Genomic DNA, 15,500 nt, shown 5'->3' with positions numbered 1-15,500 from the left:
CTCAGAAAATTTGTGCGGTTATATCGATTCAGGGTTGTATTTTTCCCGCTTATGTTGGTTAATGATCACGTTTTGTTCATGTATGCGAGGGGAAGCGATGATGGTGGTTTTGAAGGTATTGGTGCGTCTTATGCCGGTTCTTGCCCTGTTTTTGGGCGCTTCGGCGGTATTGGCGGCGCAACCGGTGGAAAAAGAAAATTCTGCCGGCCGAACGAAGGTCGTCTTCGCGGTCAGCTGGCTGCCGGGATTTTGCGATACCCAGCCAGAGCGGCCCGAATGCAAGGGGCAGACGCCTGACCGCTTCGATGCCACGCATTTCACGCTTCACGGGCTCTGGCCGGTCGGAAAAACCTATTGCGGCGTCGATGCTGCCGTCAGGGCGCAGGATGGGAAGAAGAAATGGCTGGAGTTGCCGAAACTCGAGCTTGCGGAAAAGACGGCGGTTACGCTCGCGCGGGTAATGCCGGGTGTCCAGCCGGGTTTTGACAGGCATCAATGGGTTCGCAGCGGTCAATGCTATACCTCGACGGCCGAGGCCTATTTCGATGTGCAGCTGCGCTATCTTGAGGTCTTGAACAGCTCGGCTGTAGGGGTGCTTTTCAACGAGAAGCTGGGTGAGCGGATAACGGAGCAGGAGGTTCGACAGGCTGTCGACGTGGCTTTCGGGCCAGGGGCTGGAGCGCGTGTGCGCATGCAGTGTGCAAAGGCCGGAGAAACAACAGTGGTAACCGGCCTCACCTTCGGGCTTGGTGATGGCGAAAAACCCGTCGCGGTCGATGCGGCTGGCGGAACTGCGGTTACGAACGCTACCGACACGCGTGCGGAGCTGTCACGTCTGATCCTTGCGGCCGACGCTACCCATGGCAAATGCACGAGCGGCATCGTCTATCGTGCAGGTCGCCCGTAAAGCAGCGTTCTCTGCCGGTTTCGACATTGCTCCGCAGGGATAATTCGCCTACATAGCGGGCAAAATCCTATTCCGTCGGAGCAGCTTCATGGCACGTCAATTCATTTATCACATGTCCGGACTGAGCAAGTCCTACGGCGCGAAGAAGGTTCTCGATAATGTGAGCCTGTCCTTCTACCCGGACGCCAAGATCGGTATCCTCGGCCCGAACGGCGCCGGTAAGTCGACCGTGCTGCGCATCATGGCAGGCCTCGACAAGGAATATACCGGCGAAGCCTGGGTCGCCGAAGGCGCGACCGTCGGCTATCTGGCCCAGGAGCCACAGCTCGACCCGAACAAGACGGCGCTTGAAAACGTCATGGAAGGCGTTGCCGACAAGACGGCGATCCTCGAGCGCTACAACGAACTGATGATGAACTATTCCGACGAGACCGCCGAGGAAGGCGCCAGGCTACAGGACATCATCGACGGCCAGAACCTCTGGGATCTGGAAAGCCAGGTCGAAATGGCCATGGATGCACTGCGCTGCCCGCCAGGTGATGCCGACGTCACGTCGCTTTCGGGTGGTGAACGTCGTCGTCTCGCGCTCTGCAAGCTGTTGCTGTCCAAGCCAGACCTTCTCCTCCTCGACGAACCGACCAACCACCTTGACGCCGAGACGATCGGATGGCTGGAAAATCACCTGCGCATGTATGCCGGCTCTGTGCTGATGATCACCCACGACCGCTACTTTCTCGACAACGTCACCGGATGGATTCTCGAACTCGACCGCGGCCGCAGCATTCCCTACGAAGGCAATTATTCGGCCTATCTTCTGTCCAAGGCCAAGCGCATGCAGCAGGAAAACCGTGAGGATGCCTCGCGTCAGAAGGCCATCAGCCGTGAACAGGAGTGGATCGCTTCCAGCCCCAAGGCTCGCCAGGCAAAGTCCAAAGCCCGTATCCGCGCCTATGACGAATTGGTCGAAGCAGCGGACAAGCAGCGTCCCGGCGATGCGCAGATCATCATTCCGGTTAGCGAGCGTCTTGGCCAGGTGGTCATTGAGGCGACCGGAATTTCCAAGAGCTATGGCGACCGTCTGCTGATCGACAACCTGTCGTTCAAGCTGCCTCCGGGCGGCATCGTCGGTGTCATCGGCCCGAACGGTGCCGGCAAGACCACACTGTTCCGCATGATCACCGGCCAGGAAACCCCGGATGAGGGCGATTTCCGCATCGGTGATTCCGTCCAGCTCGGTTATGTCGACCAAAGCCGCGATGCATTGAACGGCGACAAAACTGTTTGGGAAGAAATTTCCGGCGGTGCTGAAATCATCAAGCTCGGCAAGTTCGACATGAACTCGCGCGCCTATTGCGGCGCCTTCAACTTCAAGGGCGGCGACCAGCAGCAGAAGGTTGGCAATCTCTCGGGTGGCCAGCGCAATCGCGTCCACCTCGCCAAGATGCTGAAGGCCGGCGGCAACGTCCTGCTCCTCGACGAGCCGACCAACGACCTTGACACGGAAACGCTGGCGGCGCTGGAAATTGCGCTCGAAAACTTCGCCGGTTGCGCTGTTATCATCAGTCACGATCGCATGTTCCTCGACCGTTTGGCCACGCACATCCTCGCCTTCGAAGGGGACAGCCATGTCGAGTGGTTCGAAGGCAACTTTGAGGATTACGAAGCCGACAAGATCCGTCGTCTCGGCCCGGAATCGGTCAACCCAAGCCGCGTCAGCTACAAGCGCCTGACGCGCTGAGATCGAGACGACCGGGTAAACGGCAATCGCCGTCCCCACGCTTTGGGATATTTCAGTTTGACGACGCAAAAGGCGGCCTTCGGGCCGCCTTTTCTCGTCCAGTCCTCGATTTTTGAACCTGTAATTACCTCGCCAAGGCATTGTTTGCGTGCCCCGAGTTTTTCTTTATTGCGCGACCACGCGAAATCACATAAAGATATCTTTATGTGTTGATGGGGTGGTCGATGGCAGACGCACGAGGCTTGGGTTTGGATGCGCTGGTCGACGTCCTGAAGGCGGCGGGAGAGCCGACGCGGATGCGTCTTCTGGCCTTGCTTTCGGCCGGCGATCTGACCGTTACCGATCTTACAGAAATTCTCGGCCAGTCCCAGCCCCGCATTTCCCGTCATCTGAAACTGCTCTCGGAGGTCGCGTTGATCGATCGCTACCAGGAGGGCGCCTGGGCCTATTTCCGGATGAAGAACGAAGGGGTTCAAGTCCGTCTGGTACAGGACATGCTGGCGACCGCTTCCGGTTCCGATGCGGTCCTTGGTCGCGATAGCGAACGTCTGGAGGCTTTGAAACGGGCAAGATCCGAGAAGGCACAGGCCTATTTCAGCCGCAACGCCGGCGAGTGGGATGCCCTAAGGCGACTTCATGTCAGCGAAGCGGATGTCGAAGACGCACTGAAGACAGTCGTCGGTGATGCGCCCGTCGATGCGCTGCTCGATCTGGGTACCGGCACGGGCCGTATTCTCCAACTGTTCGAAGGACTTTATCGCCGCGGCATCGGCATCGATGCCAGCCGCGACATGCTGGCCGTTGCGCGCGCCAACCTCGACCGCAGCGGCACCAGCAAGGCTACGATCCGCCATGGTGATATTTTCAACCTGCCGCTGGATGGCCAGTTCTTCGACCTTGTGACGATCCATCAGGTCCTGCACTTCCTGGAACAGCCTGAGGCGGCGATTACCGAGGCTGCCCGTATGTTGGCGCCCGGCGGGCGTCTGGTGATCATCGATCTGGCGCCCCATACCCTCGAACACCTGCGCGACGAGCACGCCCATGTGCGCCTCGGTTTCTCCCATGGGACGATGGCGGAATGGCTGGAGCGGGCAGGGCTTTCCGTGGAGAAGGCAGTGGACTTGGAGCCTGAAAGCGATCGGCAGCTGACAGTGACGATCTGGCTCGCACGCGACCGTCGTGTCGCCACCCCCTCAGCGGGTGAGGGACGCGATGCAGCAATTGCTGCGGGGGCCGAAGGCGCCCGCTATGCCCATGCGGGGAGAACTTGACGATGGCCATCCACACGCTTTACCCGGCCGAGCGCGGCAACCTGCGGCTCTCCTTTGAATATTTTCCACCAAAATCCGATGAGATGGAGGTGCAGCTTTTTGAGACCGTTGAGGCGCTTTCTGCATTCTCCCCGGCCTTCGTGACGGTTACCTATGGTGCCGGCGGCTCGACCAAGTCTCGTTCGCTGACGACCGTCTGTCGGATGATCAAGGACACCGGTCTCGTGAACACCGCGGCGCATCTCACCTGCGTCGGTGCGACGAAGGCTGACGTCGATGCCGTCGTCAACGAGTTCACCACATGCGGCGTGCGCCATTTCGTTGCCCTGCGTGGGGATCCCCAGGGCGGTATCGGCGCCCGGTACGAGCCCACGGCGGGTGGCTACGAGAATGCTGCGGCCCTGGTTGCTGGCATCCGTGCCAAGGGGGATTTCGAGATTTCCGTTTCGGCCTATCCGGAAAAACACCCGGAAAGCGCCGACGTCACTGCCGATATCGATATGCTGAAGCGCAAGGTAGACAACGGCGCAACCCGCGCGCTCACCCAGTTCTTCTTCGACAACAATGATTTCGAGCGCTATCTGGAGCGCGTTCGCCGCGCTGGCATCAATATTCCGGTTGTTCCGGGCATCCTGCCGATCAACAACCTCGCCCAGACACGCAAATTCGCGGGGCTCTGCGGCGCCAGTGTGCCGGATGCAATCATCACGCGGCTCATCCATCTCGATGAAGCCCCTGAGGAGCGTTTTAAAGAGGCAACCCACATAGCCGCAGAGCAGATTGTCGATCTTGCCCGTCGGGGCGTGCGCGATTTCCACCTCTATACGATGAACCGGTCGCCGCTGGTGGCCGCCGTATGCGATCTCGTCGGCTTCGAGCGTGCGCAAAAGGCAGCGCCGGCACGCCGCGAGGGTGCGGCCGCCTGAGATTGTCGCGAAGACCAAAGCTGATGATTGGTGTCAAAGAAAAATCCCTGTCGGAGAACCGGCAGGGATTTTTGTGAAATCAGGCAGGCTATGTTCAGCATGCGCATTCTGCGCTTTAGATGCTGGATGGCTGCAATGGCATTTCGGATTCTAGATCCGCTCTTGCTGTCTCCTGGCGCTCAAATGAAAAGCATGGTTGCGACGAAGACGAACGCTGCACTTATCATGAGGACATTCAGCGAATGTGTAATTCCCATAATCGGCCCTCCTTGCGTTAACGCCTGAAACATAGGGTGAAAATGTCACACCTCAAAGCGGAAACTATGCTGCGTTGCGATATCGACCTCTCCAAAAACCGTTATACACAGGGTTAAATTCCTGTTCTTAAATCGATTTTCGTCCGCCACATTTTTTTCACAATCCAGCCTGCTTCCTTAATGTCACCGGCTGAAATATGCCGTGAGTGGCGGATTTGGCACAATTGCGGCGATTCCATTAACCTTTCCGGAGATGACGGAGGATGCGTCCATCAAGGACGAGGAGACCGAGTGCGATGAAGGCCATGCCGACAAAGTCGATTGGATGAAGCGTTTCTCCGAGGAAGAGAAATCCCAGAAGCACGGCGCTCGGCGGCACCAGCAGCGTGACCAGCGAGGTGTTGGTGGCGCCTGCGCGATCAAGGATGCGGAAATAGAGAATGTAGCCATAGGCCGTCGAGATCAGCGCGAGCGCGAGGATTGCAAGCAGAACCGACGTGCCGGGCATATCGAGGGTCCATGGATGGTCGATGGCGAGCGAGGCCGGCAGCATGATCACGGTCGATGCCGTCAGCTGGCCGGCTGCCGTCACCGGCGGGACAACGCCCTTGAATCGCTTCCCATAGATGCCCGCAAAGCCGTAGCTGACGGCTGCCGCGACCGGCAGCAGAAGCGGCCAGAGGGGGAGGCCGGCTGTCGATGAAAACCCGCTGAAGGCACTCGGCCCGATCAGCACGGCGGTCCCTACAAGTCCGAGCAGACAGCCGCTGATCTTTCTCGCCGTCAATCTCTCATCCGACGTTACGACGTTGGCGATCAGCACGGTCCAGACCGGCGTCGTTGCATTGAGGATCGCCGCGAGGCCCGCGCCGATCTGTGTCTGGCCAAGAAAGATCAGGGTGTGCGGTATGGCGTTGTTGATCAGGCCCAGAAGCAGGAACTGCGGCCAGCGGTTGGCCAACTCACGGTAGATGCCGTATCGGCCCGCGATATATATCTGCAAGGCCAGTGCGGCGAGTGCGACCCGCAGGAAGACCAGCGTGAACGGTGGTACCGCCGTTACGGCGATGCGGGCGAAGAAGAACGAACCACCCCATATGAGGCCGAGCAGGCACAGCATTCCCCAGGTGGAAAGCGCCATGCGATGGTCCAGGGAAGGGGCCGGGGAAGCGGATGTGTTGTTTTGTTGCCCGCTTCGAATTTCCTGCATATGCCTTGACCTTCCGGCGCGTGATTTGAAACATGGGGCGGAGATACGGGGTCAGGGGCGATTTTGCCACCCGATTCGTGTCGCAGAGTATCGTTCATTCGAGGAGCTTGCGCTGGAACCGTTAGATGCCGCTGCGCAAACCGCGTCCCACGGCGATCAGGGCCTTGTCTCAATAGCGGTCGTGGTTGCTGTTGCGGCGCTGCTCGGCCTTGGTTTCCTGCGTCTTCGCCAGCCTCCACTCGTGGGTTTCATCCTTGCGGGGATCGCGCTCGGTCCCACCGGCTTCGGCCTCATTTCCTCCAGCGGGAATGTCACGCTTCTTGCCGAGATGGGCGTTGTTGTCCTGCTGTTTTTTATTGGAATGGAACTGTCGGTCAAGGCGTTCACTCTCAGCCTGCGCCAGGCACTGCTGGTTGCCGGCGGGCAGGTTTCCGTGGCGCTTGCGGTTGCGGTTCTTATCGAGCTGTTGACGGGGGCAAGCCTTGCTGAAGGCATGATCCTCGGCTTTGTCGCGGCGATGTCCTCCACGGTCGTTGCCATGAAGATGCTGGAGGATATGGGCGAGCTGCGCAGCGAGACCGGCCGCATCGCGATCGGTGTCCTGATTGCGCAGGACGTCGCCGTGGTGCCGATGCTGATCCTCGTATCGAGCCTTGGCGGCGGCGAGCTGGATATCCCCTCCATCGCTCTCAAGATGGTGCTTGCCATCGGCCTCCTGGCGGGCCTTCTGTGGTGGTTCGGCAATCATGGCAAGCTGAAGATACCGTTCAGCGAGACGATGGAGGACAAGGTCGAGATCCTGGCGCTCGGTGCGCTGGCTCTTTGTTTTTCCGCGGCCGCCGTTTCCGGTCTTGCGGGGATGTCACCAGCCTATGGCGCTTTTCTTGCCGGTATTGTGCTCGGAAATTCGACATTGCGCAGTCGCATCATCCCGGTGATCGAGCCGATCCAGAGCGTGTTGCTGGTGGTTTTCTTCCTCTCCATCGGGCTGTTGATCGACCTGTCCTTCGTCTTCGATCACGTCGTGGTTCTGCTGGGTGCTGCTGTTCTGGTCATTGCCGCAAAGACAGTGCTCAACATCTTCCTTCTGCGCAGAACGGGATCTTCGCCGCAGATTGCTCTGATCGCGGGTCTCTCGATGGCGCAGATCGGCGAGTTTTCGTTCGTTCTGGCTGCGGCCGGGTTCAGCGCTGGCGTGCTTCGGCTTGATACGTACCGGCTGGCAATCACGGTAACGGCCATTTCGCTGCTGGTCTCACCCGTCTGGGTCAACGTCATGCATCGGCTGGAGAATATTGCGTCGGAAGAACTGCACGATTATCGCGAGGCCTTCGCGGTCGCCTATGCGCGTGAGCTTCGTGAGCTGTCGCGGCACGGTCAGGCGTTCGCCGGTGCACGTTGGTCGATCCGCTTGCGCTATCGTGCATTCCGGCTCGCGCGACATCATCGCAAACTGCGGCGCGCGCAGCAAAAAGGGCCGGAAAACCGGCCCTGAAGAGTGCTGTGTTGCTGTACCGGCAACTGAGTCGCCAAGAAGCTATTACAGCGCGTTGAGAACCGCGTCAGTAGCCCAGCCATCGGCAGGCAGGCCAAGGCGCAGCTGCTCCTTCTGCAGGGCTGCACGCGTGCCGGAGCCAAGGATGCCGTCGATCTTGCCGACATCGTGGCCCATGCCCTGCAGCTTGGTTTGCAGCGCCTTCATGCCGTCGTCGCTCAGGCCTTTTTCCGGGTTGCGTCCGTCATAGGGCGGTGCACCGTTGAGACGGGTGGCGAAATAGGCGGCCGAAGTCGTGTAGATGAACGACTGGTTCCATTCGAGATAGATGTTGAAGTTCGGGTAGGTCATGAAGGCGACGCCGTGACGTCCCTGCGGAATGACCACCGAGGCTGCCAGCTGCGGAAAGGCTGTGTTTCCGTCGCGCGGCTTCACGCCAAGCGCAAACCAGTCGCCGGCAGTCATGCCCGGCTGCAGGCCGGTTTTTTCCCAAGGGAGGTTTTCTGGAAGGATAACTTCCTGGATCCAGGGTTCGCCGGCTTTGAAGCCAAGGCTGGCAATGAACTTCGCCGCTGTCATGATTGCGTCCGGGCTGCTGTCCTTGAGCTTCACATGTCCGTCGCCGTCTCCATCGACGCCTTGCGCGATAATGTCCTCCGGTAGCATCTGGACCTGGCCAATTTCACCGGCCCACGCGCCGGTCGTTGTCGCCGGGTCGAGGTCGCCGTGCTGGACCATCTCGATGGCGGCGATCAGCTGCGGGCGAAACATTTCTGGACGGCGGCAGTCGTGGGCGAGGGTGACCAGCGCGTTACGGGTGTTGAAATCACCCTGAACCGCGCCGAAATCGGTCTCAAGCGCCCAGAAGGCGGTGATGATCGCGGCCGGCACGCCGAATTCCTTCTCTGCCCGGTCAAAGACAGCGGCATATTCCTTCATCTTCTTGGCGCCGATATCGAGACGCGCCTTGCTGACGGTACGTTGGGAAAATTCGGTGAAGCTCTGCTTGAACACGCCCTGCGCGCGGTCGCGGCTCAGCACCTTCTGGTCGATGACAGCGCCTGCAAGCGCGCGATCCACGACATCGGCAGGCACTCCCTTGGCGACAGCCTCGGTTTTGACGCCTACCAGGAAGGTCGCAAGGTCACCACCGCAGGCCGGTGCCTGCTGGGCCATCGCGGAGGAGGCGAAAAGGGAAACAAGGGTGGAGAGAAGCAGAGGCCGAAAGCCGCGGGACATCGCAGATCCTTCAATATTTGTCCGCGCCGCCAACGGGTCGGGCGGGGGCGGAGGCTGGGATTGGGTAAGGCGTATGTGTGCCCATCGCATGGCAATGGGGCCGAAACAAGAAAGCTGACGGCTCTCAGTTCCGGGCCACCTGTTGAGGCTTCGAAACGGCTTCAACCCAGTTCTTCCAGTTCTTGGCTGAGCCGGCAAAAACGTTGATGTCGGTGTCGCCTTTGATGCCCGGTATCACGCCGGTGCTGGTATATTGCCAGAAGGCCCAGCGGCGGTCCGTGTAGATTTCGGTCGGGTGTTTGGCCACCGAGCGCACCCAGTAATGGTGGTCGTTGAACTGGCCGACGAGATTGTCGCGGTGGAAATCCACCGAGGTGTAGATGATCGGCCGCTTGCCGTAATAGGCTTCAAGGCGGTCCATGAAGCGCTTCATTTCCGCCTGCACGGTCAGCGCCGAAGGCCTGAAACGGCAGGTCTTGGATTCGTTGTTCCACTCCACGTCCAGAACCGGCGGCAGGTGTACGGCGCTTTTCGGCACGTTGGCAATGAACCAGTCGGCCTGCTCGTCCGCGGTGGAGCAGAAATAATAGAAATGATAGGGGGCATAGGCGAGGCCTGCCGCGCGCGCGCCCTGCCAGTAATCGTTGAAGCGGCTATCGATCCTGTCCTTGCCCTCGGTTGCCTTTATAAAGACGAAGGAAACGCCGGATTTTCGGACCTGCGGCCAGTCAACGTCGCCATTCCATTTCGAAACGTCGATGCCGTGGATCGCGTGGTGATGCGGCGTGCGCTCGCCGAAATTCTGCGGGTCCTTGTCCTGGAACCGCGGGGAGATGGAGGATGTCGAGACGAGATCGTAGTCCGCATAGGTGCAGGCGGACAGAAGCGTCAGGATGGGCAAGAGGGCCAGAAGATGCCGGCGCATGAGGTTCCCGTTTCGAAAAGATCGACGATCCAACCTCATCCGATCATGTCCATGATGTGACGATCCCCCGGGAGGCGTGAACCTCATCCTCACCACATCATGGTAAAAATTGGGTTATTTTCAAGCCGCAATTGCTAAAGCGCGACGAAAATGCCGCATTCGGTATGGTTCGCACAAGCGTCGATACCTGAGGTCGCAGCGACTGACTGCTTCAATGGGCCTGCTGATAGATCGCGAGCCAGGCATATCCGCGTCCGAGCGCCCGAAATTCGAGCGTGGCTCCCGTGGCATCCGCCCGCTGTTGCAGCGCTTGCCGCAGCAAGGGGCGGGGCGTGACATGGAAGCGGCGAAGCCAGGCTTTCAGGGTGTTGCCAGCGAATCGGGGCAGGCGCTCCTGTTGGCCAAAATCAGCGATATGCAGCGAACCGCCCGGGTTGAGTGCCGCAATCGCGGCATCGATCGCCTTTTCCCAGTCGGGAATCATCGAGAGAGCATAGGAGATGACGATGCGGTCGAAGCCGCTGGCGTCGAATTGCTCGGGAGAAAAATCCGTTGCATCGGCGACCCGCAGGACCGGAAGGTCCGTATGTGCTCCACACTCTCCGAGGGACGCCAGCTTGGCCTGAGCGCTGGACAGCATCTCGGCGGAAATATCCAGCCCGAACAGTCGGGCACCGGGAAACCGTTTGGCGATGAGGGCGAGGTTTCGCCCGGTGCCGCAACCGACTTCCAGCACGGTTCCACCAACCGGCACGCCCAGCTCCCGGATCATCGTGTCACGACCGAAGAGATAGTATTTGCGGGTCAGGTCGTAGATGTGGCGCTGGTAGCGATACATGCGATCCATCCGGTCCGCATGGCTGTCGAAGGTCCGCGTCAGGGTCACGGTTTTTTCCGGTAGATGTGGAAGCCGCCGTAGATTGCCGAGCGGTCCTTGCGGCACAGCTCCTGCGAGCGGGCAGCGTCATACTCCCACTGCCCAAGCAACGTGTCGGACAGACGACCATCAAGGATACTGGATTCGGCGGCGGTGCGGAAAATGACAATCGCGCCCGGTGCGGCCGTGCGGGAAATCTCGGTCCAGAGGTTGTTCAGTTGCTCGTCGTTCATCCAGTCCTGGGCATCCAGGAGCACGTAGCGATCGACCGAAGCTGCGGGCTTGCCGGCAAGAAGCTCGGTAAAGTTCGCGTGGTGAACCGTGACGCGCTCGGCACCGTCGCGAATGGCGTCGCGCGAACCTTCCTGCAGATAGAGAGGCAGTTCGCCTTCATGGGGCTGAGGATAACGTCGGGCAAAGGCCTGCCAGGCGAAATAGTTTTCCTTGAGCGGGAAGTGGCAGACGAGTTTTTCCAATCGGCCGCGCAGTACGCCGGACAGAGAGCGTTCTTCGCTGAGGCGAGCCAGCTCGTCGAACTGCTGCGGCGGAATGCCGAGGCCGAAGAGCGAACTCTTGCGTGCCGTGATCCAGCGGACGAACGGACGATCGAAGAGGGGCGCCAGTCGTTTATCGAAAAACTGCCGCTGCTCGCGGATGGATCTCGCCTGAACCAGTTCGCTTGGATCAACGCCGTGCAGGCGGGCAACAAGGTGACCAAGGCCAATGAAGCGACCAAGCAACCCGGTGCGGTAGATGTTGCGCGAAAAGACGCTGATGCGCCGACGGCCGATCAGGTCGCGGCCGTTCCAATAGTCGCGGGCCGCCTTGTCGAGTTTCGGCGCGATGAAAAGGTCATAGGCCTGAACATTGCTGGCAAGCCCTGCTTCTCCGAAGAAGCGACTGACATCACCGTGACTGGGAAGATGGAGAAAAGCCGAGAGTTTCAAACGGTTGAGGGCGACGTGGTGACGGTTGAGATCGACCACATCGATCTGGTTTGGGCCAGCCGAAAGATAGGCCAGCATGTTGCAACCGCCGGAGCCGATGGTCACGATCCGATGCGCGCTCGTAAGCTGCATCGCCTCCATATCGACATCAGGGTCTTCCCATATCTGCGGGTAGACGAGACCGGAAAAGAGCAGGCCGAACAATCGCTCGGACAGGCCGGCAAAGCTCAGCGCATCATGCTGAATAAGAGCGGTTTTAAGCTTGTCGTTCTTCCGGCTGTAGCCGGCATCGGGAGCGAGATCAGTCATTGCGCGCCATCCGTTTTTTCGGTTGGCCGCTTGTATGTCGAGTCGGCTACAGTTTGATGACGTCACAAAGCGCGCCCGTCCTCGCCTTGAAAAGCTTGCTGGCGACCGCGAGATGGGCGATCGACATCAAATATTTGTTAAACATGGATGTTCGCACTCGCCAGTTGTTTCGGTGCATTCACGATTTGGTAGCGAAATCGTTTATACATTCTGGTCAATTTTAGTGAGGACCGCATATTTCTTCCGGTGCCCAATATTGCCGAAGTCAGTCGCAGCAGAATCAGTCTGTCAGGATGAACATGATGTTTAAGGTGTTTCCGCTCAGCTCCGAACTCAGAAATGCCATCGTAGGCATGGTGGCAGGAGCACTTTTGCCCACTGCTCTGCTTTATGGTCACGGCATCTTCGGCGGTGGATCGTTTCTTTCCTTCGGTGCTACGGCGCTGTTCAGCGCTATCGTGCTGCCGCTGATGAGCGGTGCGCTGATCTTTCAATGGAGCCGCTCGCGCGCTCGCCTCGTTGAGGAGCTTGAGCGTCGTCGTGAAACTGAGCAGCAACTCTCCCGTGCCGTTCACACCGATCAGCTCACAGGCGTGGCAAATCGTTTCGCCCTCGAGCGCGACATGAATATGCAGTCCCCCGAGACAGACGGGGAAAATGGTTATGGGGCGCTGCTGCTTCTCGACCTCGATCGTTTCAAGTTCGTCAATGATACCATGGGACATGACGCCGGAGACCAGCTCCTCATCACACTCAGCCGTCGCCTGACCGGAACGCTCAATGGCATTGCCGGTGTCTATCGGCTCGGTGGCGACGAATTTGTCGTTCTCATCTCCGGGGCGCCTTCCGAAGGTAAAGTCCAGGACATTATTAGCGCCGTGGAGGCACTCTTTACCGAACCGTTTGAACTCGACGCCGGCAAGTTCTGGACATGCGCCAGCATCGGCGTTGCGCTGGCACAGGATAGCGACGGCTCGATGACTGAACTCCTGAAGCAGGCTGATCTGGCGCTTTACAAGGCGAAGGAAATTCCCGGCAACAGCCATGTCTACTACAGCCTGGAAATGGCGCAGGAAGCCTGCCGCAAACTGGAGATCGAGCACGATCTTTCCCGTGCGCTGGCGGCTGGCGAATTCTTTCTTCAATATCAGCCGATCGTCGGCGTGGAGAGCCGTGCGGTGCGTTCCTTTGAGGCGCTCATCCGCTGGCACCATCCCCAGAAGGGCATCATTCAGCCCGATGTTTTTATCGGAGCCGCTGAAAAGACGGGCATGATCCTGCCGATCGGCAACTGGGTGATGCGCACCGCCTGCCAGGAAGCCTCGCATTGGCCGTCGCCGACGGGTGTGGCCGTCAATGTGGCCGGTGATCAGTTCAAGGACCGTTCCTTCGTCCCCTATGTCAAGCAATGCCTTGCCGATGCCGGACTGGCGCCGGGGCGTCTGACGATCGAAGTGACCGAATCGATCTTCTCCGTCGATGCCGCCGTCATCTGCGAGAGCTTGGCGGAGCTGCGGTCTCATGGCGTGCGCATTGCACTCGACGATTTTGGTGTCGGCTTCTCCTCGATCAACAATCTTCGCCGTTTTCCGCTCGATCAACTCAAGGTAGATCGCTCCTTTACCCGCGCCATGCTTGCCAACAGCCGCGATGCCGAACTTGTCGATATCATTCTCCAGCTCGGCAACACGTTCCAGGTCTCGACGACCATCGAAGGAATCGAGACGGAGGGACAGATGGAATTTGTCCGTGCGCTCGGAGCCTCCGAAGCTCAGGGCTTCCTGATTTCCCGTCCGGTCGGCGCCGAGGATGTCATGGGCATTCTCGACCGCGATCTCCTCAAGGGCGAGGGGCGTCTCGCCTGATGCGCTTCGATATTTGTCTTATCTATTCAATGGAATAGACCAGTAGCGGCGAATTGATTGCCGCATGCTCTTCCTAAATGGGCTGAATCCTGTTTTCCTGACCGTGCTCTTTTGATTTGAGGATGGGTCGCGATCGATCTTCGGGCGAGGCAGAGGCGGAGTTGATGCGTAAGGTTTTGAAATGGCTCGCAGGCTCGGCGATCGCCCTCATAGCGTCAGCTGCTGCATGGCTCGCCGTGTCTCCGCCGGAACTGCTGCGAATCGGCGATGCCTATGCCGCCAAGATTGTCTGCTCGAACGTTTTCCTGGCAGGCCGCAACGCTTCGCAGGTTTTGTCCGAGGATGTTCAGGCGCCGGGAAACCCGCTTCTACGCTTCATACGTGTTTCCGTAGATGATGCCCGCAAGTCGGTGACCGCGCGGATTTTCGGTTTTGCGGCCCCCGGCCATGCGATCTATCGCGAAGGATTGGGCTGCACCACCGTTGCCGATGGAGACTTTTCCGCCTTTCCCGGCAATCGTCAGTTGCGTCGCCGGAGCGGTCCCGGAGATGAGACCAAGCCTTGGCCTGAGGGGGACGGGGTCGTACCCGAGCCGGCACTCCAGTCCGTCGTCCAGAACGATACTCTTGCCGGTCCAGGTATTCGTGGGCTCGTGGTCGTCAGGAACGGCAGGATCGTTGCTGAAAGATATGGCGAAGGTTTCAATCGAAATACGCCGCTCCTCGGCTGGTCGATGACGAAAACAGTGACCGCCGCGCTGATCGGCTTGCGCATCCGCGACGGACGCATGGCGCTCGATCGCACGGAACTCATGCCGCAATGGCGTAACGATCCACGCAACAGCATCAAGCTCTCTGATCTCATGGGCATGCAGAGCGGACTGGAGTTCAACGAGGATTATGGTTCCGTGACGGATGTCACGCGCATGCTGTTCCTAGAGGGCGACATGGCCGGCTTTGCCGCCGACAAACCGCTTGTGGCCGCGCCGGGCAAAAATTTCAGCTACTCCAGCGGCACCAGTACGCTGCTTTCGCATCTCTGGATGCAGACTTTCGATAGCACGCGCGAAGCCCTGGTCTTTCCGCGTGTCACGCTGTTTCGTCCGCTTGGCATGAACAGCGCGGTCCTGGAGCCGGATGCGCACGGCACGTTCGTCGGCTCGTCTTACATGTATGCGACAGCGCGCGACTGGGCGCGCTTTGCCCTGTTCCTGTTGCGCGGCGGTCGTTGGAACGATCAGCAGATATTGCCGGAAGGCTATGTCGATTTCATGCGCACGCCGACATCAGCGTCCAAGGGCGCCTATGGCGAAGGGCAAGTGTGGACGGAGGGGCCGGGTAACAAGGCCATCGATTTGCCGGGTGATGCCTACTGGATGCAGGGGCATGACGGGCAGACGGTCATGATCGTGCCGTCGCTGGATCTCGCCGTGGTGCGGCTCGGTCTGACACCGTCTTCGCTTGGTTATGACGTGCGTACGCTGGATGCAGAAATCATAAAGGCGATCCGATAATCGCCTTCAGATAAAAC

Annotated in this window: 12 protein-coding genes; 7 read left to right on the top strand and 5 right to left on the bottom strand. The window is 59.3% G+C overall.

Annotation, left to right across the window (positions count from 1 at the left end; translation table 11 throughout):
* Positions 1-97: 97 nt before the first annotated feature.
* The 4 genes from QO002_RS15420 (at position 98) to metF (ending at position 4,845) form a co-directional block, all read left to right on the top strand.
* Positions 98-907 carry a ribonuclease T2 family protein gene (locus QO002_RS15420; protein ID WP_307231184.1) on the top strand — a complete coding sequence of 270 codons (810 nt, stop codon included), beginning with the start codon at positions 98-100 and terminating at the stop codon, positions 905-907.
* Positions 908-995: 88 nt separating this feature from the next.
* On the top strand, positions 996-2,645 hold the full coding sequence (gene ettA, locus QO002_RS15415; RefSeq protein WP_307231182.1) for an energy-dependent translational throttle protein EttA: 1,650 nt from the start codon (positions 996-998) through the stop codon (positions 2,643-2,645).
* Between the two features lie 224 nt (positions 2,646-2,869).
* Positions 2,870-3,919 carry an ArsR/SmtB family transcription factor gene (locus tag QO002_RS15410; protein WP_307231180.1) on the top strand — a complete coding sequence of 350 codons (1,050 nt, stop codon included), beginning with the start codon at positions 2,870-2,872 and terminating at the stop codon, positions 3,917-3,919.
* Between the two features lie 2 nt (positions 3,920-3,921).
* Positions 3,922-4,845 carry a methylenetetrahydrofolate reductase [NAD(P)H] gene (gene metF, locus QO002_RS15405; protein WP_307231178.1) on the top strand — a complete coding sequence of 308 codons (924 nt, stop codon included), beginning with the start codon at positions 3,922-3,924 and terminating at the stop codon, positions 4,843-4,845.
* Positions 4,846-5,340: 495 nt separating this feature from the next.
* Here metF and QO002_RS15400 read toward each other — a convergent pair whose 3' ends face one another.
* On the bottom strand, positions 5,341-6,243 hold the full coding sequence (locus tag QO002_RS15400) for a DMT family transporter (RefSeq protein WP_307231176.1): 903 nt from the start codon (positions 6,241-6,243) through the stop codon (positions 5,341-5,343).
* Between the two features lie 250 nt (positions 6,244-6,493).
* Here QO002_RS15400 and QO002_RS15395 point away from each other — a divergent pair, with 250 nt between their 5' ends.
* On the top strand, positions 6,494-7,807 hold the full coding sequence (locus QO002_RS15395) for a cation:proton antiporter domain-containing protein (protein WP_307231174.1): 1,314 nt from the start codon (positions 6,494-6,496) through the stop codon (positions 7,805-7,807).
* A gap of 45 nt (positions 7,808-7,852) precedes the next feature.
* Here QO002_RS15395 and QO002_RS15390 read toward each other — a convergent pair whose 3' ends face one another.
* The 4 genes from QO002_RS15390 to QO002_RS15375 all read right to left on the bottom strand — a co-directional run bounded on the left by QO002_RS15390 (position 7,853) and on the right by QO002_RS15375 (position 12,104).
* A complete protein-coding gene (locus QO002_RS15390; RefSeq protein WP_307231172.1) occupies positions 7,853-9,046 on the bottom strand; it encodes a lytic murein transglycosylase in 1,194 nt (397 codons plus the stop codon).
* 124 nt (positions 9,047-9,170) lie between these two features.
* Complete coding sequence (locus tag QO002_RS15385; RefSeq protein WP_307231169.1) at positions 9,171-9,971, bottom strand: glycoside hydrolase family 25 protein; 801 nt, start codon at positions 9,969-9,971, stop codon at positions 9,171-9,173.
* A 211-nt stretch (positions 9,972-10,182) separates the two neighbouring features.
* Positions 10,183-10,818, bottom strand: coding sequence for a class I SAM-dependent methyltransferase (locus tag QO002_RS15380; RefSeq protein ID WP_370878551.1), 636 nt, complete (start codon positions 10,816-10,818; stop codon positions 10,183-10,185).
* A gap of 35 nt (positions 10,819-10,853) precedes the next feature.
* On the bottom strand, positions 10,854-12,104 hold the full coding sequence (locus QO002_RS15375) for a BtaA family protein (RefSeq protein ID WP_307231165.1): 1,251 nt from the start codon (positions 12,102-12,104) through the stop codon (positions 10,854-10,856).
* A 299-nt stretch (positions 12,105-12,403) separates the two neighbouring features.
* On the opposite strand from QO002_RS15375, the gene QO002_RS15370 reads away from it, so the two are divergent.
* Both QO002_RS15370 and QO002_RS15365 read left to right on the top strand, forming a co-directional pair.
* The gene (locus QO002_RS15370) at positions 12,404-13,969 is read left to right on the top strand and encodes a putative bifunctional diguanylate cyclase/phosphodiesterase (protein WP_307231163.1); all 1,566 of its coding nucleotides are present in this window, start codon (positions 12,404-12,406) and stop codon (positions 13,967-13,969) included.
* Between the two features lie 164 nt (positions 13,970-14,133).
* Positions 14,134-15,483 carry a serine hydrolase domain-containing protein gene (locus tag QO002_RS15365; protein WP_307231162.1) on the top strand — a complete coding sequence of 450 codons (1,350 nt, stop codon included), beginning with the start codon at positions 14,134-14,136 and terminating at the stop codon, positions 15,481-15,483.
* Positions 15,484-15,500: the final 17 nt, after the last annotated feature.

The organism is Pararhizobium capsulatum DSM 1112 (assembly GCF_030814475.1).
GTDB lineage: Bacteria > Pseudomonadota > Alphaproteobacteria > Rhizobiales > Rhizobiaceae > Pararhizobium > Pararhizobium capsulatum.
Note: the sequence above shows the minus strand (reverse complement) of the source record. Positions and strands in the feature narration are given on the sequence as shown.